The following is a 22,941-nucleotide window of genomic DNA, read 5'->3' as shown; positions in this document are numbered from 1 at the left end:
ATGCGTAGCCTTATAGACTGTATGCATAAAAATTATAACAAATTATGTATTGAACATCATAAGCTGGGGAGAATAAGCTAAAAGCGCACAAGATCTTGTCTTTTTGCAGCAATGGGGAGTATATGCATGCACTATATCGAGAAGGGTACTGCGGAATTTCGTAAAGTAACGATTGGCTTCTTTATTGGGGGACTTGTCACTTTTGCGGTTATGTACTGCACGCAGCCTTTGCTGCCGCTCTATTCCAAAGAATTTCATAGCAGCCCAGCCACAACCAGCCTTGTGATTTCTATCACGACGGCATTTCTGGCCGTGATGATGACCTTTGCCGCTGCGCTCTCAAATGCCTGGGGGCGCAAGAACATTATGACTTGTTCGCTCTTTGGAGCCTCTGTTCTGACGGTTATCAGCGCGTTCAGCCCAAGCTTTGCTGTACTACTTATCTGCCGCGCTCTGGAAGGTATTGTGCTGGCCGGACTGCCAGCTATTGCGATGGCCTATTTGGGCGAGGAGGTAGAGCCGCGGCATCTGGGTAGTGCGATGGGAGTATATATCGGCGGCAATGCTATAGGCGGCATGATGGGGCGTGTGGCAACTGGGATTATCACCGATCTGGCTTCCTGGCGTGTGGCCGTACTCTGCATTGGCTTAGCTGGCCTGCTCTGCGCATGGTGGTTCTGGGGCAATCTTCCAGCTTCGAGGCATTTTGTTGTACAGCCATTCTCTCTGCGTAAGCATGCTCGTAGCCTGTTTCAACAGTTGAAAGATCCCGGTCAGCTTTGTCTCTATGGAATAGCTTTTCTGCTTATGGGAAGCTTTGTCTCGCTCTATAGTTATCTTGGCTATCAGCTTGTGGAGTCTCCGTACAATCTCAGCCAGGCTGTAATAGGTTGGATCTTTGTGATCTATATATTCGGATCGCTAGGTTCTTCTCTGCTGGCCCGCCTGGCCGATCGTTGGTCGCGCCAGAGGGCCATCTTGTTGAGTATCGTCCTGACCGCGCTGGGGGCGTTGATTGCGTTGGATGCTCAGTTGCCGATCAAGCTACTCGGAGTTATTGTGCTTACCTTTGGCTTCTTTGGCGCGCATGCGATTGCTAGCGGCTGGGTAGGTGTGCGGGCAGGGAGAAGCAAGGCGCAGGCTTCTGCTCTCTATCTCTTCTTCTACTATGTTGGTTCGAGCGTGGGGAATACTGCGGGCGGTTTTTTCTGGAGCGCATATAACTGGCCCGGCGTCATCGGTATGGTTGCCGTGTTTGCTCTGGGAGCCTTAGGACTGGCGTTTGCTTTGAAATTTAGTGCCAGGCCTCAGGTGAGCAGCCGGGAATACCAAAGCGGTAGTGCAACCAGTCTTTCCGGAACCAGGAATGAAGTCTCTGCGGATAGCGCGCATTCGGCCTGATCGTTCCTGGCGGAAACTTTGTTATCTAATGGGACGTGTCTGCACGTAGAGTAAGAATGTGATGCCGCTTGTAGGGAAGCGGTAAGAGACTGGATTGGCCGAGAGAAAGAGAGCGAGCTATGCGACTTAGCGATTATGTGAATGAGCGCCTTGATGAAGGCAGAGGAAATATTGTGATCGAGGGATTGCAGAATAACGTACGCTCCAACCTGGCTGATGCGCTAAAGTATGTTCCGCCCGAGGACTGGCACGCGGAGATTAGCAGCAGGCAGAAGGAAGGCGATGGACAGACGCTTATCTGGCTGGTTGGGCGCTCAGCCCCTAGCTATAGCATTCAGGAATAATGAGTAGGAACAAGAATGGCATATTTGAGACATGCAGCCTTTTGTTGCTTTGGGAAGGCTGCGGAAGGGAGCTTCTCGACATGGGCGGCCTTAACGAAGCTCTCCCTGCTCCCTGGCTGATTGTTGTTTTTATCGCTGGAGATGAGCTAGTTGTGGCCAGTTCTGGCTAGACACTGCATTCCTGGTACGCTATACTGCAGCGGTATGATGACTGAGTAATCGATGAGAGCAGGAGAGGAAAGACATTAAGCTATATGGATGAGTATCGTTTTTCTAATGCTTTGGACTATACGCATGCCCAGTTGAGTGAGATGCACAACCTGAGTTTTAGCGGCTATTTCTTCCCCATGACCATAACTCCGGCCAAGAGCGCAAATTATTGGCGGACGCATCAGATCGATGCGAATCGTTGTGTGGTGATGCATGATCGGCACGGTGATTTTGTGGGTATGGCCCGTATGGGAACGCGTGGAAGAAGGGGCTGGTGCGGTGGCTTTGGCATTGCGCCCCAGTTTCGTGGGAGAGGAGCCAGCCATGTGTTGGCTGAACGAATGGTACAGGTGGCTCGCGAGAGTGAACTTGCAACGCTACAGTTGGAGGTCTTGACCCAGAATACCCGTGCATTTAAGGTCTATGAAAAAGCTGGCTTTGTAGCTAAACGGCGCTTATTTGGGCTTGAGATGGAGACCTCGGCTTTGCCGGCTGGTTCACGCCTTCAGACGGAGACAAGCGGGCCCGAGGCGTTTCTGCCCCTGGTTTATATGGACGGAGATCCATGCTGGGGATGCGAGCCAGCAAGTATTCTTACGCTGCAGACAGAGACGATTACTGTGCCTGATCCACAAGGCCGTGCGAATAGCCTGCTTGTATGGCGCACCCATGAGGTAGCCGAGATCCTGGGCGCGGTATTTCAGAGCGAACTTACGGATGGTGAGTTGGTGACTGTATTGCGTAGGGCTGCTGGTGATGCGCCTAAGCTGTGGCTTTATAATGAGCCAGAGCAGAGCCCTTTTCTTGCCCGTTGCCGCTCGCTCGGTTTCAAAGAGTTCTTCACTCAGTATGAGATGTCTATGCAGTTGTAAACCCTCTAGCTTTCATTGCGACATATGCTCATGTTAAGTAAAATATATCTGGAGAGAATAACTTTGTTACCAGATATATTTTATTGTGGTCATTTTTCAGGCTTCCAGGAATACGCGCATCTTTGCCTCGATCTCGACGTTGTGAGGGCTAAACCATAAGAGATGACTCTCTGCAGGGGCGATGAACAGCTCGACATTGGCGATGCGCTCTGCGGCGTAGGTAGCGTGAGACGAATCTACAGCACCATCGTATTTGCTCTCAATGATCAAGGTTGGGGCTGTGATGCGACTGATATCACCACAACGATGATGGATATCGTGGAGGAAGCCAGATCCCGAACGGGAAGCCAGCAATAAATTGAGCGCATCCTGTTGCTGCTTCGGGCTCATTTTGGTAAGTACCTGGTCTGCTGGTAGAGAAGAGAGGCTTCTAAGCATGCTTTTAAGCGCTGCCAGCGGAGCCCGGCGACCATAACTGCGAAAGGCGGCCCAGATCCAGGGCTCAGCTATTGGATTAAATGCGAGGTAGGTAAAAACTCGCGTCAGGCCTGTCGGGAATTTGCCTCCGGTGACAGCATTTTGTAATATGAGCTTGCTCACGCGGTCAGGATGTTTTCCCGCTAGTTGTAGAGCGGTGGGTCCGGCGGCAGAGATGCCAACAACGATAACCTGATCGGGATGGAGAGAGTCAAGAAAGCTGACAAGGGTATCAGCAAAGGCTTCCGCAGTCTTACCAACAGAAGAGGGCGTTCGGCCATAGCCAGGCCGCGAGGGAATGATAAGCTGATATCCCTGATCCAGAAAGAAGCTTTCATGCCCAAGTGGCGAGGAGCAGTTTGTATGCCCCCCGTTCAGGACCAGAACAGCGGAACCCTGACCAACTATTCTGTATTCAAGCGGTCCCCGTGAGGTATGTGCTATCTGGCTCATAGTGTCTTTTCCTTACCTCGTATCCCTAAGCTTTTTGTATTGATCGTTCGTTCATATATATGAACATACATTCATGGTGAAAATATAACCTACCAAATTGCCTCTGTCAAGGGAGTTTCTAGGTTATTCTAGGGGAAATGGGCAGGCACATAGTGGAGCAGGGAAGAGGGCTTTGCCTCTGGTCTGTGTTTATTAAGGAGGTTATTCTGTGCAGGAATATGAAATCCGCGCTGATTATGATGGCAAATCTATTGTTGTCTACCAGGCATATGCAAAGGCTATCGCTTTGCCCGCCCTGAAAAATCAGCGCTTCGTGGCCCCATTCTCGTTAAACCGCATGACCTGGATCAAACCATCCTTCTTGTGGCTAATGGAGAGAAGCAACTGGGGCTTAAAAGCGGATCAAGAAATGATCCTTGCTGTTCGCATTACGCGTGAGGGATGGGAAGAGGCGTTGGGGCAGGCAGTTTTAACATCGCCAGATGCGCGGCTCTATGTCGATTCTGAGGATTGGCGCTTACAGCTTAAGCAAGCCCCGGTCCGTGTGCAGTGGGACCCGGAAAAAACGATACGCGGAAAAAGCTTGCCCATAAGAAGCATTCAGGTGGGCCTGAGTCGCCATATAGTTGATAAATATGTCAATGAGTGGACCTGCGAGATTTGTGATTATACTCCTCTAGCGAGAAAGATTTATGGCTTATTGCAGCAGGGCCAGGAAGCGAAGGCTAAAGGTTTTCTGCCCACAGAACGTATCTACCAGCCTGACCCAGCTATCGCGCGGCGCATTGGCATCACAGCTCCGTAAATATAGATTGTCTCTCCTATCTGAGCATTTCCGGACATGAGAGATATATAATAGCGAGATACAGGAGAATTGGAGGCAGTTACTTTTCTTTTGGGCAAACGCTTCTCTATGTTGTGAACTAGCCCAAAAGGATAAATTAGCTCCCAAGAAGAAATGTTTATGCTTCTCTGGCGATTGTTATACTACAGATCCGATACGATGAAGCATTATCAGGAAAGGAATGCAACGTTCTATGTACATTACTAGAAATAGGCTGTTAAGCCTATCCAGGCTAAGCGGCATTCTCCTGCTGCTCTCCTGTATCTTAAGCGCTTGCGTGTATGGTGGCTTGTCTGCTCCCAAAGAGCAGCAATCTCTACAGGCTGAAAAAGGACATTTACAGCTGTATGATAAAGCTGGCAGACTTATTTGTCTGATAGGAAATGTCCAGCAGCAACAAGATTGTCTGAAACAGAATCAGGATAGCGCAGATTTTATTACATATGCCCTGCAAGAATTAGTAAACGTTGTGCAGATGAAGCCCTCAGCCCTTCTGGACTCCGGTTTAATTGTTACCACTACCCTCGATATAAATCTTAATAAGCAGGCCATCCAGCACGCTCGGAGCTATATCAAGAAAATAAAAGATTCACATAATGTGACTAACGCGGCTATTGTTATTCTTGACCCCCATGATAGCTCGATCCGCACCTTTCTTAAAAATATCGATAGTTCCAGCGATGCAAATTATGATGTGGTCACACAAGCTAAGCGCCAGTCCGGCTCAACCTTCAGGCCTCTGGTTTATGCTGCAGCTTTTGATCAAGGTATGAGCCCTGGAGAAGTTGTCAATGATAGCCCGATTGCGCTTGGTTCGCCTCCTTATTCGCCTGTAAACTATGATCACAAGTATCATGGAATTGTCTCTTATCGCTCTGCTTTGCAGAATAATTACAACATTCCAGCGGTTAAATTGCTGGATAAAGTGGGCATCGATCCATTTATGAAGAAGATGTCAGCTTTAGGCATAAAAATACCGGCGCTTGATCGGGGATATAGCCTGGCCTTGGGTACAACTGAGTTGCCTTTACTTGATATGACGGGGGCTTATGGTACTATGGCTAATGGCGGAATGTATGTGCGGCCTCACGCGATTGCAAAAGTGGTGCATGCCAATGGAAGCGTTCTATATGAGGCTACAAATCAGGGTACCCCTGCTATGCGGCCCGAGACGGCTTTTATGATGACCGATGTGTTAAGCGATAATCAGGCGCGTTCTAGCGAGTTTGGTTTATGTAGTCCGCTCCTGCTGTATACGGCTGATAAAGATCAATGTGAGGCCGGTAAACCGGGTATAGTGTATCCAGCCGCTGCTAAGAGCAGCTATGTTAATACATTTAGGGATAGCCTGACAATTGGTTATACTAGCGATTTCCTGACGGGAGTATGGGTAGGAAATAATGATTACGCTCCGATGGTTAACATTACAGGAGTGGATGGTGCCGCCGTTATCTGGCACGATACGATGTTATTGGCGGAACAAGGGCGGCCAGTGAAGCAATTCCCAGGACCTCCAGGCGATCTGCTAAAGAAGACTATCAGCTATCCCGGTTTGACTACCACAGACTGGTATACAACTAAACAATAGGAACCGAGGATCGTCTGCGCTCAGGAGTCTTCGGGCTCTCTTGTCAAGAAAGTTAATCGCCGCTGCTCCTTCGTAAGTAGCGGCCAATCCTTGCGTATTAAGCTCACTGCACGTTCGGTTCCTCAAGTATAGAGCAAGCCGTGCAGATGGCTGAATTGAGCAGTGTCCCAGTCCAGAACGTCGGCCAGCTCAGCTTGCAAAGCAGCGAGCTCTTGTTCATGGGTTGCGGTATCAGGCAGCTCGTTGCTTTTCCAGACGAGCCAGATCTGCACGCTAGCGGGCGCGTCCTCATCCTCAAAAATATAGCGCTGGATGGAGCCGGTTAAGAGATGGGCTTGCTGTTCAAGCAAGGCCTTGAGCTTTTCTTGGAAGGCTTCTTGCTGGCCGGGACGGATCTGCACACGAATGGCGGTAGAACCAAGCTGAATGTTGCTGCGATAGAGGCGCCAGGCGGGTGGCTGCTTGCGCACACGACCGGAGGGCTGGCGTTGGAAAGCCTCTACATCCTCTATCGGAATCATATGTAGGTGACCGACCTGCCTCGAATGCAATCTGCCATCTTGAATATATTTATAGATCCTATCAGCCGAGACACCTAATATTTGAGCTGCTTTTTGTGCTGAGACATGGCCAGGGATGGCTATCTCAAGGAGATCTTCGTTTTCTGCCATAAACATAGTCTAGTGAAAATCCAAATTAGTGGTAAAGTAAATTTTATCAAGCGTGACAATAAAAAATTAATAGTTTGTAACCGATAGATTAATTGAAAATGAGCGGTTTATATGCTATACTGCTCCTATCGGAAGTTTTTGCCTTGCTCTGAAGGAGCATTTCTGTAGTCTTAAGTGGAATGTTAGGAGAAGGAAACCTCATGCAAACAATCTTCGGCGCGCCCGGCCTCAAACGAAAGTCAAATTCTCGTTATGCAACTCAGAATGCACAAGACTCCCAGCTTAGTAATGCCAGCCAGCAAGAGCAACCAGCCAGATGGCGTAAAGCGGCTATAAATGTCCTGCTGCGGACCTATTATGCTATCCAGCAATATAGAGCAGAACGGACCTGTTCGCTGGATGTGCCTTGTACATCAGAGGAGGTTGCCGGCTTTAACTTGAGCCTGAATATGCAGCTGATACATGTCTATAAGCTCTTCGGCAAGCAGCAAAAAGGCGCAAGCCAGATATTGATATATGCAGCTCCAACGCGTCGTTATTCCTCATCTGCTAGCCGCTCATTTGCTCAGACGGACATCGCTATGTCAATTTGCTAAAAGGTAAAAGGAAGTTTGGAAGTTTGGAGGGTTAAGTGATAATGTTGGAAAACTTGCATAACAAGATGCCTCGATTGGACGAGGGTGAGATAGAAATCGCTTTTTATAGAAATGTCGCTCCCGCTTTACCTATCGAGAACGGGAATGAATTTTCGTTGTACCGGCCAGAATGCAGTGACCTTCGCGGAGGAACTGAACCGGCCCAGGCCGACGAGAATAATCTTTCGATCCTGGATTTCGTGCGTATCCGCTATTTGTACAAATTGCTGGATGAAATGTACTTTCAGTCTCCTCTCTTTCAGCCACCTCTCTTTCAGTCTCCTCTTCGCGGAGCCCAAGAGACTGCTGGCAGTCCCTCTTTTTCAGTATGCTCGTCCCTCCAAAACAAAAGAAAAGATGTACACGAGCCAGGCAAAGTGACTCGCTATATTGTCTGGAGTGAAGTCGAGCTACCCATGACCAATAGCTATCCTTGCGAAGAGCTGCGCGCGCTATTTGTACAGGTCTTACAGCGTAGCGGACGCGCCTCTTCTCCTGCCGAAGGACTGGGCATTATCCCCATGATGGCCAGCTGGCTGTCCGACCTTGGATATCATGTTTGCTATGATACTGCGCGCATAATCGATATCTCTGCCGGCACAAAGTTGCACGAACCTTTTCTGCTTTGCATATATGATCTGGCTGTAGAGGCGCGCCCCTTTGTCTTGCAAAGCGGCGTGACCACTCCTGAGAGATATGATCGCTTGCTCAACGCAGCAATAACCGACATCCAGACCCGAACATTCTGCGGCGTACTATATGCACGCTGCGTCGTTGCTTTTCGCCGCTCGGGCCTGTAGTGTACGGCCCCCTATTATGCTTCGGCAATTGGGGGCTACCGGAGCAAGCGAAAGTAGAAGATCGAAGAATCTCTTCCCACCTGGTTAGAGGGCGCTGTAATGAATACAAATGAACTGCATTAAATCGCTTGCTGTATTCACCAGTAACGGCTTGTCCTGAAAGAAACTTTTTGCTTTTATACCATATTTTAAATGCCAAAATTGACAGAAGTGAGATAAAAATGTTATTCTCAGCAAGAAGCAAAATAGCATTTTCTAATTGAAGGACATACTATTTTAGTTCTTTAGCATAAATGGGAGATAGGCGTTTCGCTCTGCTCTTATTTGTTGTAGATCTGTATATGCTATTTTACATGCGCAGCAGCAATTTAGGCATAGAATGGCAAACGCATCATGATTATACCTGTGTTGCTGAGATGAACGAAGCAGTAACTATTGGCAACCTGAGAAAATCCAATATGTTGAGGGAATGCAACGGATTCTCTTCATACGCAGGCCTCTATTGTACGCTTCTAGAGAAAGCGAGAATATGCAATGGATCTTTCTAGGAGATCACTGTGGCTAGTGCTAATCTGCTGGCTCATGGTTGCTTTGAGCGTAGCAGCGTGTGGGGGTGCTCCATCCACCCCATCTGGTTCTGTCCCCAACATGACGCTCAGGGTGGCGCAAAACACTAATTCGATCAGCTTTTTTCCGTTCTATGTGGCCGAGCAGAAACAATTTTTCACAAAAGAGGGGGTAACGCTCGATCCATCTCCTCCTTCTTTGCTCGGAACAGGTCCAAAGTTGACGGCCGCGCTTGAGTCGAACAGCATTGACGTCGCGGCTGGCTCGGTAACAGATGCATTTACCCTTTCCAGGGTCGATTCTTACATCAAAATAGTGGGAACCTTTGCCGATGCCTTTCTGTTGGATATAATCGTGAGTAAACAATTTGAACGGCAAACCCATCTGTCAGCTAGTAGTTCCCTCGCTGAAAAGGTGCAAGCGCTCGTCGGGAAGAAGATAGGCATTTCCTCACCGGGAAGCACCAATGATGCGCTGGTGACCTTTCTGTTAAGGCAACAGGGGCTTGATGCCTTACGTGATGTCACTAAAGTGAGCCTGGGAGGCAACAATCCAGCTACAGGGCTGGGAGCCCTGGCCCAGGGGCGTGTGGATGCGCTCGCCTTTCCTGTGCCTGTCGGACAGGAAGCCGAGGCTCAGGGCATCGGTGACATATTTATTAGCCCGGCTCGTGGGGATGTTCCAGAGATGCAAGGACAACTCTATGGAGTGCTCTTTGCTAGGCAGCAAACGCTTGATGCCAAGCCCAAAGCTGTACAGGCCTTCATTCGAGGGCTGGCCCAGGCAGAGAAATGGATTCACCAGAATCCCACCCAGGCGAAGGCGCTCTTAGGAAAGTATCTCAAGCAGAATCAGGAAATGACTGCGGCGATTTTTCAGGCCTGCTTGCCAGGATTACCACAAAGTCCTCAGATCAGCCAGCAGGCGTATACTACCGCGAATCAGTTTCACGTGAAAGCAGGCCTGATCGCGATAGCCCTTCCTTATCAATCGCTGGTAGCAACTGACACGATTACTAAGGCCTTGAGCGGTTTGCCCGGTTCAGCATAATGCCTTCCCCTGAGAGGAAATGAAACGATTGGATCAGCGCCTCGCAGAGAATGGAGTGAGTGGTTCCTCTTGCACAAAAAGAGCCACTCACCCACTTCTTGATGGTCTAAGAAGGTTTGCGTGTTTTACTCAAAATGAGCTGCTCTTTTTCGAGAAACGAATCATTGATCTTGTTGCCAAAGTGGTCATGCATCCACTTTTCGAGACGTTGCAGCGAGAGGGCGAATATCTCATCAGAGACGGACCATGGACTGGTCGCCTGGTAATGAATGATACTGTTGAAGTGCGTTTGCGGCGTGATTGGCTGCTCCCATGTGAACATCTCTCTGATCTCTGTCTCGAAACCGTGTTGCTGCAGCCATAACGTCACTTCTTGATCTGTGACACCTGGCATCTGAGTGCTGCCGCCAAGTTCTTCGACAATAGCGCTCCATACGCCCTGATGTCAGCATACCCAGGCTTCCAATGGTTTTCCCACTGTGCGTTCCAATAGCGGATGAAGATGCCTCCTGGCCGCAGGACGCGCATAATTTCCTGGAGTGCTTGCTGCCAATTGGAGACTAAGTGAAAGACATGCACAGCAATCACCACATCAAATGACTGATCGTGAAAAGGAAGGGCCGTCATATCCGCTTCCAGGAAGCGTAAACTTCCCCGCTTCTGCTCATAGAGGAAGCGCCTCACCGCGAGTTTGCGTGCCGTATCTTCATCTGACACCATTCCCCAGGCCAATGGCGTCTCCTTCCAGCCCGTCGTGTGCAACTTCTCCTCAAGCTTCTTGAGCATGTTCGCTGAGATATCGATGCCAGTATACCGGCGCCCACGTTGAGCCAGTGGAACAGCCACGCGTCCAGTTCCCACGCCTACCTCAAGAAAACGCGTCTGGGCATTTCCAGCTGCCAGTTGATCAACCGTCTCGGCGATGCGCTGGGAGACCTCTTGGGGATAGCCACGTAGAGTATCATATGCCTGTGCCATGTGGTCAAATGAAACTGATGTCATGTGTGTCTCTCCTTCTTCTCCATAGGGCAGATGTGTTACCCGGTTAGACAAGAGTAGCCTCCAGAGATAAGATCATGCCAGACGAGGCAAAGCCTCTCAACAAGAGCCAGTGTTCCTTGAAGTTGCGCAGTTTTTGTTACTTCATGTTCCTTGCCATCCCTATCAGCACTATATAGTAAAATACTACTAACTGTCAAGAAGAGTAAAATAGGTAAAACATAAAAATATTTTATATGCCACTAACTAACTAAAATAGTATCATCGGGGGTATGGACTATTGAAAACGAACTGTAGATGTAAGATATAAAAATAGATACAACAGAGCGAGATGCTTTCCAGTGCCAACAGGTTGGCTGAAGTCCACTGCTTGCTATGGGCTGCAAAGCGTGGGCCATTGGCAAAGAGCAGGGAGGCGAGAAAACACGTGAGGGGTCCTGAGAGATGCGCATCTTCCTTCCCTGCTCAGAAAGGAGCAGATGAGCCAGCTTTGAAAATAATAAGCGCCTGATCTATCAATGGACATGCTATTGCGTGCGAAGAGGATAATGTATCGCCTGAGCGAATTAAGTCGTATAACAATAGTACCTATAAAAGATGCTACTAAGGATTGTAGATTGGGAAATGCGCGCTTAAAGCCTGGTGGCAAAGGAGCTATTTGGTTATGAAATCTCACATACGTGGCATAACATTGACATATATGCCCGAGAATACACTATCATCCCAACTGACAGATAGAGAAGATCAGATTTTACACCATGAAGAGCCAGAAGGCGCGTCGCTTGACGGGGAGCCAACAAAACAAGTTGCTCCACGGCCCTTAAAAGCGCTGATGCAGGCGGAGGATGATGAAACAGCGGAGCAGGTAGGACCAGTACAGGCAGCGGCTCAGGCCGAGGAGGATGCACCAACCGAGCGTGTGTCCGTAACGCCGGTAAGCTTAAAGGCCCAGAGCGAGCTCGCAATTGATGAAGTCCCGACCGTGCAAGTCTCGGCTCCTCAGCAAGACAATAAGGACCGGAGTAGCGCACATACGGACGAGGAGCTAACAGAGCAGAGGATTATCAGTCAGAATGCGGATCGAGAGGAACAGGAATCTGCTGTGGAGCGTCAAGAGACGAATCAGGCGACGGAGATAAGCAATGAGCCGACTCAGCAGATGGCTGCACCGCCAGTCTTGCCGTTTGCTAATGCCATCCCCGAATTGCAAACCACTCCGCCTCCCGTACTCGTAGGTCCGCAGAATATGGTCTCAGTGAATGATCCTACATTACCTATGCCATCCTCGGACCCAGATGCAAGCGTTCAGGATGCACCATCTGAGCCAGCCTGGTCATATGAGGACGTGGCAGAAGCGAGTAGAGGGCCTGCGCAAATAAGCAAGAATGTAGCAGAGGCAGAGCAGGCAAGGCGGCGGCCGCCCTCACTGGCCCTGGCCCTCAAGGTGCTGCCCAGGCAGTATAGCTATATACCCGTATATCCAAAGGTGGGCACGTTTGCCACAGAGGTACAATATGCCAGCTGGGGTGGGATCTTAGCCCAATTTATTCTGCTTGGCCTGCTCATAGAAAGCGCTATCGTGTTCGCGCCAGCCGCCAGGCCGGCAAATTCGATCTTGCGCTATATGAGCCCATTTCTTAGCGGCTGGGCTATCGCTGTAGCGGTCAGCGTACTGGCCATCTGCTATATAGCCTGGGTGGGCTGGGGCGTCACGCGCCTGCTAGGAGGTAGAGGCTCGTATCGTGACCATCTCTATGCATTTCTGCTTACATTTATGCCGCTCTATATCGCTTTGTCCCTTTTCTCGTTTTGCATTGTCCTGCTCCAAGCCTTACTAAGACATGGAAGTATCCTGCCCGTAAACGTGAGCAGCCTGCTGGCCGGGGTCTTGTTTATCTATTGCCTGATCCTCCAGGTGCCAGCGATCAGGGCCGTGCACGCAATAAAAACGAGCAGAGCCGTTGCCGGTATGCTGGCAACCTTAATGGCCCTTCTCTTTGGGATCGTGCTAGTTGGTATCGTGAGTCTGTTTATTCTGCATGGCCGCTTTGGCGCATAGAAATGAGCCGGGAATACGTTCCCGGCTTATGTTTCTGTTTGGCTAACCCAGCTGCTTTGAGGCTTAGAGCGCGCGTGGGAATGAGCCCAACACCTTGCAAAATGTGGTGTGGCCAGCCAGATCAGCTAAGGCGCTGCGAACCTCTGGGTCCTCGCGATGGCCCTCGAAGTCGAGATAAAAGACATATTCCCAGGGCTGCTGACGTGACGGGCGCGATTCCAGCTTAAGCACGTTTATGTTCTTCTCGGCCAGAACACCCAGACAGCGATAGAGCGAGCCTGGCTGATGCGGAGTAGCCATCACAAGCATAGTCTTCGCTGATCCCTCGGGTCGGGGCGCTGGCTCCCGGCTGAGGGCTATAAAGCGGGTATAGTTATCCTTGATGGTTTGAATACCGCGTGCCAGAATCTCTAATTGATAGAGCTCAGCTGCTCGGGCCGCTGCCACAGCCGCCACGCCCTCTAGATTCTCCTCCCGCACCATTTTAGCGCTACCGGCAGTGTCGTAGGTGGCCACGATCTCCACGCCCAGCGTGCGTAAAAACTGATCGCTCTGGGCCAGGGCCTGGGGATGAGAGATGACGCGCTTAATATCGCTGATCTTCTGACCAGGCAAGCAAAGCAGGCAATGATTGACGGGATGGCCGATCTCGCCTGTCACAAATAGGTCATGCTGGCGTAACAAATGATAATTATCGTCGATGCTTCCTGCCTGGGAATTCTCGATGGGGACCAGGCCGTAATCGACTGTGCCGGAGGCTACAGCGCGGAAGACATCGGCAAAGCTGCGATGCGGTACTGGCTCCGGGGTAACGCCTGCCTCTCGTCCGAAATAGGACTGCACGGCTTCATCGCCAAAGGCTCCTCGTTCACCCTGGAAGGCTACGGTAATTGTACGGGACGTATTGCTCGTTGTGGTGGGCTGAACCTCTTCTATATCAGTTACCTCACGGTTTATTGACTGTACCATACTACTGAGCTCCTTGCATAAATCATGTGGCGATTGTGACAGTTTGTGAAAAGATTGTCAAGATCAGCAAATACTTGCTTTACTTCCTGGCGGGCATCGTCAGTGGCGGAGGGAAGCACTATTGTGTAGAGTGTGGCGGACGTACGCTTGAAGCAGGTGGATTTGTGCAGCTCAGGGCTGGCGTGAGGCCAGCCTTTGCGCACAGAAAAAATGGGCCAGTTGGCCCATTTGTAATTTATTCTACCTGGACAATGCTTATTTGATCATCATCCATGATAGGTAAAAGCTAGAGAAATTTACTGTACGTTGTAGTGAGCCTTGTGATAATATTTCATGCCCATGCCAACAACTTTAACTGGCTGCAGCTCGGCAAGCATGATCGGCTCACCGCATTTCGCGCATACGCGATTGGTCAGATGGTTCACAGATTCGCGGTTTGCCAGCGAAGCACGAGCCGTCTTTGAAAGTTCACCCTTTTTAGGCATTGATGCTAGTCCCCTTTCCCTGAATCTACATTATGCTTGGCGGTGTCTATATATATAAACCATAAAGGCTCATATTTTGTTCCCTGTTGCAGCTTTCCGGGATATCTCTAGCGCATCCCAGGAGCGAGGTATAGCTTACATCCCACAACAAGAATTTTTAAGACGCTCCGCCTTGAAGATACTTCACTAGTATACCATAGCCGAGTCATTTCATACAATCTTGATTCAGAAGATGTGGACTCTGCGGAGGGGAGAAAATAATAGGCTTTGCGCCTTTTCTCAAAATAGCTATATAGGAAAAGGATACTATGCGCAGAAACCTGCTATAGACTACCAACCCGGTTTGTACCTGAGAAGGATCTGAATTCGCGCTGAAAATAAGATGTGTTATAATAGTGCTAACTCAATGTAGAGCCAGTTCAAGGAAAAGAATAAACGAGACGCAAGTTGTTGTAGCGTAAGAAATGTAATGGGGCACATACTAATATAACGACTGTATAATGAGCTAATTGTGATTGAATAAGTACCGAATTCAGGAGGCTATCGATTTTATGAATCAGTGGGAACGCTGTTTGTGCCCTGATTGTACGCTGGTATGGGAAAGAAATTTAGATGGGGCATGGCGCTATACAGCTATGATTGCTGTTCCTGTGCCTGCAGAGAGAGCATGTCCGGTCTGTGCTAGCAATTTGACTGTTGTGTGGAAGAAGCCTCTACCCGTATTGCCCCAGGACGACAAAGAGTAGCTTGCTGCGGATTCCAGGAATCTCAGGAACAAGGAGGTACATATATGCACGTACCTCCTTGCGCTGCTCTGGCTCACAGAGCCTATGGCTTGAGAATGACCTTGGTATAGCCTTCGATACGCTTGTCAAACTTATCGTAAGCCATGGGCGCATCATTGAGTGATACCTGATTTGAGACGATAAAACTTGGCTTGGCGCGTCCTGCAATAATCATATCGCGCAGGTAACGGTTATAGCGCTTAACGTTGCACTGTCCTGTACCAAGCCTCAGGCCCTTTTCAAAGAGCTTCCCAAAGGGGATCAGCAAGCGTCCTTCCTTCGCATGTGGATCTTTGCCGCCCGGATCGGATGGCACATACAATCCAGGGATGCAGAGCATGCCGGTAGGATTGACAATCTGGATGAGCCCATCCAGAACCACTGAAGGTTCTTCGGTGGATTGGCCAGGCTTGATTGCTTGATAGCCGACAGCATCGATGCCCTTGTCAACGCCGTCGCCATGGCGCATCTGGCGGATCTGCTCAACGGGATCGCCTTTGCTGAAATCGATAGGGATTGCACCAATATCCTTAGCCTTCTGCAAGCGTTCTGGAACCCGATCAACCACATATACCTCAGCGGCTCCGCGTATCAGCGCGCTATACGCCGCCATCGCCCCAACGGGTCCAGCCCCAAAGACAACCACCGATTCCCCGGGCGAGACCTGAGCCAGCTCCGTACCATGGTAGCCGGTAGGAAAGATATCTGCAAGCATGGCAAAATCTTCCTCATGCTCGGTCCCCTGGGGGAGCTTGAGCGCATTAAAGTCTGCGTAGGGGACGCGTAGGTACTCGGCCTGACCTCCGGGATAGGGACCCATCGCCACATATCCATAGGCCCACCTGCAAAGCCTGGATTAACCGTAAGGCAAAAGCCAGTATAGCCACGCTCGCAGTTCTTGCAAAAGCCGCAAGCGACATTAAACGGCATCACCACACGATCACCTTTGCGCAACGTAGTGACCCCGGACCCTACCTCTTCAACGATTCCCATATTCTCATGACCAAAAATGATGCCCGGCTGCGCCGCAGTGCGCCCTTCATACATATGAAGATCCGAGCCACAAATACAAGTTGAGGTAATACGTACGATTGCATCATTAGGGTGCTGAATCTTTGGATCAGCTACCTGATCTACTTCAACCTTGAATGGTCCCTTGTACACAACAGCTCGCATGGTATTCTCCTTTACATCATTGTTAAGGTAAAACAACTGTTCTGAAGCTGTTTATGAAGCTAAATAGCCTGCATAACATGCTTCGTTCTAGCACGGAGTAATGGCTGATTGTGCTGGTGTACTGATGCTGGCGCTCGTAAACGTTTTTATTTCTATACGCAAACGTGCTACGAAGATCTCAAGTGATGGAGGGTGAGGTTTTTTGTTGGGAAAAAGCTAGCTTGGTGGCTTTGGAATCTCGGTTGGATATAATAGATTCTGCTAAAAGCTCCATCACAGCCTTTGCTATTTTATGCTACAGGGTACTATATACCATATTTTGCGCGGGTAATCAACGGATGGTTGTCTTCACTTGGTCAAGCAGCCGGAATCCTTAGCCTTTTCTCTCCCTCAGGCTGCAAGGCAAAATAAGCCCTGAAAAGCCCAGGAGACGCGGCAGAAAGGCTTGTAGAGAATATATAGTACCTGATATACTCATGTATGAGAGGTAATGAGGGCTACTGCTTGTATAACTGGCCCTCCTCATTTATTTTCTTACCCAAATAATGCGAAGGGAGTGTTTGTAAGTATGGCAGAAGAGACCAAACCTACGATTACGGTAGAGGAAAATGGACCTTTGTACATTCAGGGGGCAAAGGGGCTTATCCTGCTGGATAGCGAAGGCGACCCGTTTGAGCTTGCCGATGATGAGGTTGCCCTGTGCCGTTGTGGACAGTCTCGTAATAAGCCTTTCTGCGACGATAGCCATATACGCACTGGCTTTCAGTCCTCGGTCAAGGCTCCATCTAAATAAGCTGAGCCTTCTCAAATGATTTGCCGGGCGACCGGCCAGGCCAGGGATAACCCTGGCCTTTTGTTGTTTCGATAGCTCTTACTTATGCGCCTGCTTTACAGCTTAGCGATGATGGGTAACAACAGGAGTACGTATATGCCCTTCCCCTTGCTGGGTAACTTTCCAATTAAGCCAGGAAAGAGCGTTATACATCTGGGTCTGCCAGACAACCCAGGAGTGATAGCCCTTCTGCAAATCAAACTTATAGGAGATGTGTAATTTGTCAAGAAGCTTCATAAACAGTATTGTGTCTGTGTAATAAGGCTCATCCTTCGTTGCTGCTCCCAGGTACATATGGAGCTTCCAGGCTTTGGGCGCCTGCGGAAGTTCGTAAATCGGGCTGTTAGCCAGAATATAGGCGGTGTTATGGCCCCAGATAGCCCCTTCTGCGCGATAATAGCCGCCCAAAGAAATTACCGTGCCGAATACATCTGGGTGATGAATAGCTATATTCATGGCCCCGAAACCACCCATGGAGAGCCCTCCGATGCCACGTTGATTGGACTGAGGGATGGTTCGATAATGTTGGTCCACATACTTGACGAGATCATTGGTAACATACGTCTCAATGAGCTGGCGTTGATCGAAACTGTTGCCCCATTCGGTTGTTGCTCCGGGACGGCCATTCCCATCAGGTAAGATCATAATCAGCTCAGGTATCTTACCCGTGTCGATAAGGGTGTCAGCTGACTGCACAGCCTTGCCGCCAGTTACCCAGTCTGTATCCTTGCCAGGCGAGCCATGGAGCAAGTAGAGCGTCGGGTAATGCTTAGTGCGGCCCTCCGGCGTGTTGTAGGAAGGTGGCAGGTATACAAGAAATGGTTTGACCAGACCGTGCAGGGCCTCACTTGTCAGATGGTCCTCAACAACAGTTCCATGTGTAGGTAGCCCCTTTTTCACATTCGTGATTTTGGGAACTTGATGTAATCCAATATCTGGTGAGAAGAGGAAAAGATCGCCTGACTGGCTGGCTATGAGCAGTAGCCCGACCATAATCACGGCTCCCAGCCAATTACTTGCCGTCTTAAGCACGCTCAGTACGTGATTATCTGAGCCCTCGACTGTTTGAGCCCACGGGGAAGCACCCCTTGAGATAACCCTTTTCCAGATGAGCTGAACTAGATGATAGGGAGGGCTGAGCAGCACGCTACCGAGCGCTATACCAACAGAGGCCCCAATAAAAGCAGTGAGCAGACCCAGGCCCATCATCATAATCGCTGTATGCTGCAAGGCAGTGGCATTCAGGGGCTCTAGATGGCCGCCTGGATCATATACAGGCTTAAGCTCAGCTTCAATGAAGCCGCTGAGATAAGCAAACCAGAAGATCAGGCCCGCGCCGACAATTGCTCCTAGTTTACGACGCCCTAACATTGCCCCAAGGAGTGCTGAGGCGGCCGCGATAGTCAGCGCTGCAATCAAAAGCGCTCGTTGCGGGTCGATACCGAAATTGATAATAATAGAAGAAATGGCTCCAAGCGCAGAGCTATTGAACAGAAGCCATCCACTGAGCACAGCAGTGAGTAGCGCTAGTACGAATAGCATGAGTGGGATAAGGAATGCCAACCTTCTATCCGGCTCGGGTGCCGGATTTTTTAGCGCCGGCGCGGGCCGAGTCGGCATGTCCGGGAGAGGTAACTCATCGGGTTGCTTCTCCTGATTGCGTGCCTGCCTGATCAAAGGTCTCATCTTATTGCTTCCTGCTGACGAATACTGACGATTAAAAAGATCTTTATGCAGCACTCGATTTTATACGACCTAATTTTATAGCAATACTATTATATTATCATTAAGTAGAAGTGCAAGCCCCATCTCGGCCTCATTTTGCTGATGCCAAAATGAAATCTACGTTCCCAACCATAGAGGAGCTAAACTGTCTTGTTTATAGCCTCTACTAGAGTAACGCTTTTAGCACGTAAAAGATTGCACCGTAGAAATAATTACATAGTATTAAGGAGAAATGGGCTAAGATATTGGCTTTGCCTGGCCTCGGATAGATGAGCGCTGGCGATCTTGCTTTCTTGCATTGCTTAGATTGTGGGGCATTGAGCGTGGGGAGGATGTAAAGCTAGCCCTCGCTCGCTTTAAGATTTGCCTGAAGCAGTTTGTGAAGAAACACCATTGTCAGGATGCCTCTATATCGCTATAGAGGAGATGAGAAACTTTTGCAGAGATTGTATCTCAGTATAGCTTCTGCTATACTCACCGTTGTCTCGTAAGTAGTTAGGGAAGCTCCAGAAGAAACTACTGCTCAGTCTGTAATATTGAGATCGTAGAATACGACATGAATCTACATCAGTTGCGCATATTTTGTTGTGTAGTAGAGCATGGAACCTACACCAGGGCCGCAGAAGCGCTTTTTATGACGCAACCGGCGGTCAGTTTACAGGTCCGTGCGCTTGAACGTAGTCTCCAGGTCAAATTGCTGGAACGTGTAAACCAGCAATTAACCGTTACTGAGGCTGGCCAGGCCCTCTATCAATGTGCTATTCCCATGCTTAATGCTGAGGCCGAGGCGGAACGGGTTCTTGCCGAAATTCGTGGCGCCGCCCGTGGTCGCCTGGTGGTTGCCGCGAACACTACCGGCGGTATGTATGTGGTCCCGCCCCTGCTCGCCACCTATAAAGAGCGCCATCCCGATAGCGAATTGCTCCTGCAAATTGACCCAACCGATCGCCTGGTTGAGCGCGTGCGCCAGGGTATCATCGATCTTGGCTTTGCCTGTGGGGATATCCAGCAGCCCGAATTGATCGTCGAGAAAATCGGGATGGATACCTTGACGCTTATCCTTTCCCCGCGCCATCCTCTTGCCGCGCAGGCAGCCCTTCCGCTTGAGCAGGTTGCTATGCTGCCCTTTGTCGTCCCAGAGGCAACTTCCCGTACGCGCCAGTTTATAGAGCAAGTGATGCGTAAACATGGGTACACACTCAAAATAGCTATGCACTTCCAGGGAACCGAACCTGTGAAAAAGGCAGTCGAATCGAATCTAGGAGCAGGTATTGTATCGAGCAAAGCGGTGATCCACGAAGTCGCGGCTGGCGTCTTGCGCGCAATTCCGATCATTGATCTTGAACTCAAACGACCTTTTATAATGTTTTATCGGCAAGGCAAATATTTTGGCCCTTTGGGACGCGACTTTATGGATTATATGCGTAAACAGATAGTACTGTGATTGTGGATTATATACATCAATGTTGACAAGTTAAACGCATCAATTGATAAAGTAACTGTATAACTGTTGTGGTTGTTTGGATAATTTAAAATATGATATAGTGAAATATATTTAAGAGATCCACAAGTGCAAGGAATGGACCTTCTCCCCTCCTGAGAAAGTAAAGCTTATGTTGACCGACTCTAGTGGTATGAAGAAGCATAACGATCTTGACGAAAATCAGTGGCAGAATAGAAAGTGGCTTGAAGCTTTAGTAGAGCATAGTTCGGATGCGATTTCGCTGGTAACTAGAGATGGTAAAGTAATTTATTCTAGCCCCGCAACCTATTCTATCCTTGGTTATACGCCTGCGGAATTCCTCTCAATAAGGCCGCTTGAACTTGTACATCCCGCCGATTATAAGGATGCCCAGATCTGGTTTGATGAGGTGCTCCAGCGGCCGGGTGAAAGCAAGCAAGTGCAATGCCGAATGCTGCACAAAAATGGAACATATCGCTGGCTAGAGATTGTCATAACGAATATGCTAGAGGACCCGCATATCGAAGCAGTCATCGTAAATAGTCGTGATATTAGTGAGCATAGAAGTAAAGATGCCATGTTGGCTACGCTCATGGAGCGTGAGGAGCGTATACGCCTGGAGGTGGAAACCAGGCGCCGCTACATGTATGAGCTGTTTATGCAGGCCCCAGCGATAATCTCTGTTTTACGCGGTCCCGAGCATATTGTTGAACTTGCCAACCCTTATTGTCTGGAAGTCACAGGACGCGATCTCTCCGCGATTGGCAAGCCCGTGCGGGAAGCCATACCCGAATTAGAGGAGCAGGGCTTTTGTGCCATCATGGATGAAGTGTATGCAACTGGCCAGCCTTTTATTGGTAGGGAGATCCCAACCAGCTTTGATCCTCTGCGCACAGGCCAACATGAGGACCGTATTTTTAACATCCTCTATCATCCAGCGCGCGATGCCGAGGGAAAGGTAGAAAGTCTTATCATCTTTGCCGTTGAGATCACCGATCAGGTGCGTATGCGACGTAGCGCCGAGAGATTGGCCTGTCAGCTACGCTATGAGCGCGAATGGTTGAAACTTGCCCAAAAAGTAGCCTCCATTGGGGCTTTTCAGTGGTTTATGCCAGAGCGGCGACTCAAATGGACTGCTGAGTTCGCAGAACTTTATGGCATGCCAGCGCTTGAGGGTGAAGGTGGTCCCGAGCTCTGGTTTAATAAAGTTCATCCAGACGATGTTAAGGCCTTGCATGAGGTTGTCAAAAAGGCTGCTGAGACAGGAATTGCCTCTAGCCAGGAGCACCGAGTGACCTGGCCTGATCAAAGCGTTCATTATCTTGTAGTGCGCTTAAAGATCTTTAAAGGTGAACATGATGAGGCTTCCAGTGCGATGGGGATGGTGGTAGATGTGACCGAACGCAAGCGGGCTGAGGAGCAATTGAGGAAGAGCGAGCAGTTATATCGCCTCGTGGCTGATAATGTCCAGGATATTATTACTCTCTATGGCCGCCAAGGGAAAATATATTATGCCTCTCCATCTTATCGCAATCTGCTCGGTTATGTTCCTGACGAGCTAGTCGGTAGCGATATTATGGAACTGGTACATCCTCTAGATCAAGCTATGCTGCGGGCTGATATGCAGGATGTGATTAACGATGATGCGCGAAAGATTACTGTGAAAATCAAGCATCAGTGGGGCCATTATCTGATTTTTGAAGGAACTATCAGCTCGATTACCGATGAAAGGGGTCAACCTTTGCTGATCTCTACGCTGCACGATGTGACCGAGCGAACCGAGATGGAAAAGCATAAGGATGACTTTATTCGTATGGCCAGCCATGAGTTGAAAACACCAATTACGAGCATCAAAGGTTTTACGCAGATCCTTGGCCATCGCTTTAAGAAGCAAGGCGATGAGCAGGCTGAGAATTTTCTTGCTCGTATGGATATGCAGCTAAATAAGCTTACACAACTTATAGGGGATCTGCTCGATGTTTCCCGCATGCAGACTGGCAAGCTAGAGTTCCGCATGAAATACTTTGATTTGGATGAACTTATCCATGAGACGGTTGAGACTCTCCAGCAAACATTTGCCATGCATCAACTGGAAATAGAGGGCGCTAGTAGAGGCTGGATGTTTGGCGATAGAGATCGCATTGGCCAGGTCTTGATTAATCTGGTAAATAATGCCGTCAAATATTCACCTGAGTCGAACAAGGTTATTATCCACGTCGCACGAGATAAGGATAAGGCGATAATCGGTATTCAAGACTTTGGGATTGGCATTGAGAAGTTGCATCAGCAGAAAATCTTTGAGCGATTTTATCAGGTCAGCGAACCTCTGGAGACAACCTTCCCCGGGCTGGGGATTGGTTTATATATCTCGCATGAGATCTTAAAGTATCACCACGGGCGAATCTGGGTGGAGAGTGTAAAAGGTCAGGGTTCAGTATTTTATGTGGAATTACCAGTTAAGGATGCTGCGGAAGTTCCATAATTAGTTACCGCGTAAGCGTGAGGGAGTACAATTATTGTATCGCTCTCAGTTAGCT

At 49.3% G+C, this 22,941-nt stretch carries 20 protein-coding genes and 1 pseudogene; 13 read left to right on the top strand and 8 right to left on the bottom strand.

Annotated features, from left to right (window positions below):
• Positions 1-126 precede the first annotated feature (126 nt).
• The 3 genes from EPA93_RS22505 (at position 127) to EPA93_RS22495 (ending at position 2,827) form a co-directional block, all read left to right on the top strand.
• Positions 127-1,401, top strand: coding sequence for an MFS transporter (locus EPA93_RS22505; protein ID WP_129889666.1), 1,275 nt, complete (start codon positions 127-129; stop codon positions 1,399-1,401).
• Between the two features lie 119 nt (positions 1,402-1,520).
• On the top strand, positions 1,521-1,745 hold the full coding sequence (locus tag EPA93_RS22500) for a hypothetical protein (protein WP_129889665.1): 225 nt from the start codon (positions 1,521-1,523) through the stop codon (positions 1,743-1,745).
• 254 nt (positions 1,746-1,999) lie between these two features.
• Positions 2,000-2,827, top strand: coding sequence for a GNAT family N-acetyltransferase (locus tag EPA93_RS22495; RefSeq protein WP_129889664.1), 828 nt, complete (start codon positions 2,000-2,002; stop codon positions 2,825-2,827).
• 96 nt (positions 2,828-2,923) lie between these two features.
• Here the strand turns inward: EPA93_RS22495 and EPA93_RS22490 are convergent, their stop codons facing one another.
• Positions 2,924-3,757, bottom strand: coding sequence for an alpha/beta fold hydrolase (locus EPA93_RS22490; protein WP_129889663.1), 834 nt, complete (start codon positions 3,755-3,757; stop codon positions 2,924-2,926).
• Between the two features lie 208 nt (positions 3,758-3,965).
• Between EPA93_RS22490 and EPA93_RS22485 the strand changes: the two genes are divergently transcribed.
• Positions 3,966-4,562, top strand: coding sequence for a DUF4291 domain-containing protein (locus EPA93_RS22485; protein ID WP_129889662.1), 597 nt, complete (start codon positions 3,966-3,968; stop codon positions 4,560-4,562).
• A gap of 232 nt (positions 4,563-4,794) precedes the next feature.
• The gene (locus EPA93_RS22480) at positions 4,795-6,189 is read left to right on the top strand and encodes a transglycosylase domain-containing protein (protein WP_165423331.1); all 1,395 of its coding nucleotides are present in this window, start codon (positions 4,795-4,797) and stop codon (positions 6,187-6,189) included.
• A gap of 122 nt (positions 6,190-6,311) precedes the next feature.
• On the opposite strand, the gene EPA93_RS22470 is transcribed toward EPA93_RS22480, so the two are convergent.
• Complete coding sequence (locus tag EPA93_RS22470) at positions 6,312-6,860, bottom strand: helix-turn-helix domain-containing protein (RefSeq protein WP_165423330.1); 549 nt, start codon at positions 6,858-6,860, stop codon at positions 6,312-6,314.
• Positions 6,861-7,060: 200 nt separating this feature from the next.
• Here EPA93_RS22470 and EPA93_RS22465 point away from each other — a divergent pair, with 200 nt between their 5' ends.
• The 3 genes from EPA93_RS22465 (at position 7,061) to EPA93_RS22455 (ending at position 9,912) form a co-directional block, all read left to right on the top strand.
• Entirely contained in the window at positions 7,061-7,456 is a 396-nt protein-coding gene (locus EPA93_RS22465; protein ID WP_129889659.1) for a hypothetical protein, read from the top strand.
• A gap of 41 nt (positions 7,457-7,497) precedes the next feature.
• Entirely contained in the window at positions 7,498-8,295 is a 798-nt protein-coding gene (locus EPA93_RS22460) for a hypothetical protein (RefSeq protein WP_129889658.1), read from the top strand.
• A gap of 564 nt (positions 8,296-8,859) precedes the next feature.
• The gene (locus EPA93_RS22455) at positions 8,860-9,912 is read left to right on the top strand and encodes an ABC transporter substrate-binding protein (RefSeq protein WP_165423329.1); all 1,053 of its coding nucleotides are present in this window, start codon (positions 8,860-8,862) and stop codon (positions 9,910-9,912) included.
• Between the two features lie 106 nt (positions 9,913-10,018).
• Here EPA93_RS22455 and EPA93_RS22450 read toward each other — a convergent pair whose 3' ends face one another.
• Both EPA93_RS22450 and EPA93_RS22445 read right to left on the bottom strand, forming a co-directional pair.
• Positions 10,019-10,306 (bottom strand): hypothetical protein, encoded by a 288-nt coding sequence (locus tag EPA93_RS22450; protein ID WP_129889656.1) that lies wholly within the window; start codon positions 10,304-10,306, stop codon positions 10,019-10,021.
• The gene (locus tag EPA93_RS22445) at positions 10,279-10,914 is read right to left on the bottom strand and encodes a class I SAM-dependent methyltransferase (RefSeq protein WP_129889655.1); all 636 of its coding nucleotides are present in this window, start codon (positions 10,912-10,914) and stop codon (positions 10,279-10,281) included. The genes EPA93_RS22450 and EPA93_RS22445 overlap by 28 nt, the downstream gene beginning before the upstream one ends.
• A 661-nt stretch (positions 10,915-11,575) precedes the next feature.
• On the opposite strand from EPA93_RS22445, the gene EPA93_RS22440 reads away from it, so the two are divergent.
• The gene (locus EPA93_RS22440; protein WP_129889654.1) at positions 11,576-12,970 is read left to right on the top strand and encodes a Yip1 family protein; all 1,395 of its coding nucleotides are present in this window, start codon (positions 11,576-11,578) and stop codon (positions 12,968-12,970) included.
• A gap of 63 nt (positions 12,971-13,033) precedes the next feature.
• On the opposite strand, the gene pheA is transcribed toward EPA93_RS22440, so the two are convergent.
• Positions 13,034-13,939: a prephenate dehydratase gene (pheA, locus tag EPA93_RS22435; RefSeq protein WP_129889653.1), complete on the bottom strand. Its 906-nt coding sequence runs from the start codon at positions 13,937-13,939 to the stop codon at positions 13,034-13,036.
• A gap of 35 nt (positions 13,940-13,974) precedes the next feature.
• Between pheA and EPA93_RS22430 the strand changes: the two genes are divergently transcribed.
• Complete coding sequence (locus EPA93_RS22430; protein WP_129889652.1) at positions 13,975-14,202, top strand: hypothetical protein; 228 nt, start codon at positions 13,975-13,977, stop codon at positions 14,200-14,202.
• Between the two features lie 33 nt (positions 14,203-14,235).
• On the opposite strand, the gene EPA93_RS22425 is transcribed toward EPA93_RS22430, so the two are convergent.
• Together EPA93_RS22425 and EPA93_RS22420 are read right to left on the bottom strand one after the other, a co-directional pair.
• On the bottom strand, positions 14,236-14,424 hold the full coding sequence (locus tag EPA93_RS22425; RefSeq protein ID WP_129889651.1) for a hypothetical protein: 189 nt from the start codon (positions 14,422-14,424) through the stop codon (positions 14,236-14,238).
• Positions 14,425-15,252: 828 nt separating this feature from the next.
• Positions 15,253-16,385, bottom strand: a pseudogene (locus tag EPA93_RS22420) (glutathione-independent formaldehyde dehydrogenase).
• A 568-nt stretch (positions 16,386-16,953) separates the two neighbouring features.
• On the opposite strand from EPA93_RS22420, the gene EPA93_RS22415 reads away from it, so the two are divergent.
• Positions 16,954-17,178, top strand: coding sequence for a CDGSH iron-sulfur domain-containing protein (locus EPA93_RS22415; RefSeq protein WP_129889650.1), 225 nt, complete (start codon positions 16,954-16,956; stop codon positions 17,176-17,178).
• Positions 17,179-17,280: 102 nt separating this feature from the next.
• Here the strand turns inward: EPA93_RS22415 and EPA93_RS22410 are convergent, their stop codons facing one another.
• The gene (locus EPA93_RS22410) at positions 17,281-18,903 is read right to left on the bottom strand and encodes an alpha/beta hydrolase (RefSeq protein WP_129889649.1); all 1,623 of its coding nucleotides are present in this window, start codon (positions 18,901-18,903) and stop codon (positions 17,281-17,283) included.
• A gap of 595 nt (positions 18,904-19,498) precedes the next feature.
• Here EPA93_RS22410 and EPA93_RS22405 point away from each other — a divergent pair.
• Together EPA93_RS22405 and EPA93_RS22400 are read left to right on the top strand one after the other, a co-directional pair.
• Complete coding sequence (locus EPA93_RS22405) at positions 19,499-20,386, top strand: LysR family transcriptional regulator (protein WP_129889648.1); 888 nt, start codon at positions 19,499-19,501, stop codon at positions 20,384-20,386.
• A 169-nt stretch (positions 20,387-20,555) separates the two neighbouring features.
• Entirely contained in the window at positions 20,556-22,886 is a 2,331-nt protein-coding gene (locus EPA93_RS22400; RefSeq protein ID WP_129889647.1) for a PAS domain S-box protein, read from the top strand.
• Positions 22,887-22,941: the final 55 nt, after the last annotated feature.

It is taken from the genome of Ktedonosporobacter rubrisoli (assembly GCF_004208415.1).
GTDB classification, from domain to species: Bacteria; Chloroflexota; Ktedonobacteria; order Ktedonobacterales; family Ktedonobacteraceae; genus Ktedonosporobacter; species Ktedonosporobacter rubrisoli.
Note: the sequence above shows the minus strand (reverse complement) of the source record. Positions and strands in the feature narration are given on the sequence as shown.

Excerpts from the sequence above, each read along its gene's own strand:
- EPA93_RS22505 (WP_129889666.1), top strand. The coding sequence starts at position 127 with ATGCACTATATCGAGAAGGGTACTGCGGAATTTCGTAAAGTAACGATT.
- EPA93_RS22500 (WP_129889665.1), top strand. The coding sequence starts at position 1,521 with ATGCGACTTAGCGATTATGTGAATGAGCGCCTTGATGAAGGCAGAGGA.
- EPA93_RS22495 (WP_129889664.1), top strand. The coding sequence starts at position 2,000 with ATGGATGAGTATCGTTTTTCTAATGCTTTGGACTATACGCATGCCCAG.
- EPA93_RS22490 (WP_129889663.1), bottom strand. The coding sequence starts at position 3,757 with ATGAGCCAGATAGCACATACCTCACGGGGACCGCTTGAATACAGAATA.
- EPA93_RS22480 (WP_165423331.1), top strand. The coding sequence starts at position 4,795 with ATGTACATTACTAGAAATAGGCTGTTAAGCCTATCCAGGCTAAGCGGC.
- EPA93_RS22470 (WP_165423330.1), bottom strand. The coding sequence starts at position 6,860 with ATGGCAGAAAACGAAGATCTCCTTGAGATAGCCATCCCTGGCCATGTC.
- EPA93_RS22465 (WP_129889659.1), top strand. The coding sequence starts at position 7,061 with ATGCAAACAATCTTCGGCGCGCCCGGCCTCAAACGAAAGTCAAATTCT.
- EPA93_RS22460 (WP_129889658.1), top strand. The coding sequence starts at position 7,498 with ATGTTGGAAAACTTGCATAACAAGATGCCTCGATTGGACGAGGGTGAG.
- EPA93_RS22450 (WP_129889656.1), bottom strand. The coding sequence starts at position 10,306 with ATGCCAGGTGTCACAGATCAAGAAGTGACGTTATGGCTGCAGCAACAC.
- EPA93_RS22445 (WP_129889655.1), bottom strand. The coding sequence starts at position 10,914 with ATGACATCAGTTTCATTTGACCACATGGCACAGGCATATGATACTCTA.
- EPA93_RS22440 (WP_129889654.1), top strand. The coding sequence starts at position 11,576 with ATGAAATCTCACATACGTGGCATAACATTGACATATATGCCCGAGAAT.
- pheA (WP_129889653.1), bottom strand. The coding sequence starts at position 13,939 with ATGGTACAGTCAATAAACCGTGAGGTAACTGATATAGAAGAGGTTCAG.
- EPA93_RS22425 (WP_129889651.1), bottom strand. The coding sequence starts at position 14,424 with ATGCCTAAAAAGGGTGAACTTTCAAAGACGGCTCGTGCTTCGCTGGCA.
- EPA93_RS22415 (WP_129889650.1), top strand. The coding sequence starts at position 16,954 with ATGGCAGAAGAGACCAAACCTACGATTACGGTAGAGGAAAATGGACCT.
- EPA93_RS22410 (WP_129889649.1), bottom strand. The coding sequence starts at position 18,903 with ATGAGACCTTTGATCAGGCAGGCACGCAATCAGGAGAAGCAACCCGAT.
- EPA93_RS22405 (WP_129889648.1), top strand. The coding sequence starts at position 19,499 with ATGAATCTACATCAGTTGCGCATATTTTGTTGTGTAGTAGAGCATGGA.
- EPA93_RS22400 (WP_129889647.1), top strand. The coding sequence starts at position 20,556 with ATGTTGACCGACTCTAGTGGTATGAAGAAGCATAACGATCTTGACGAA.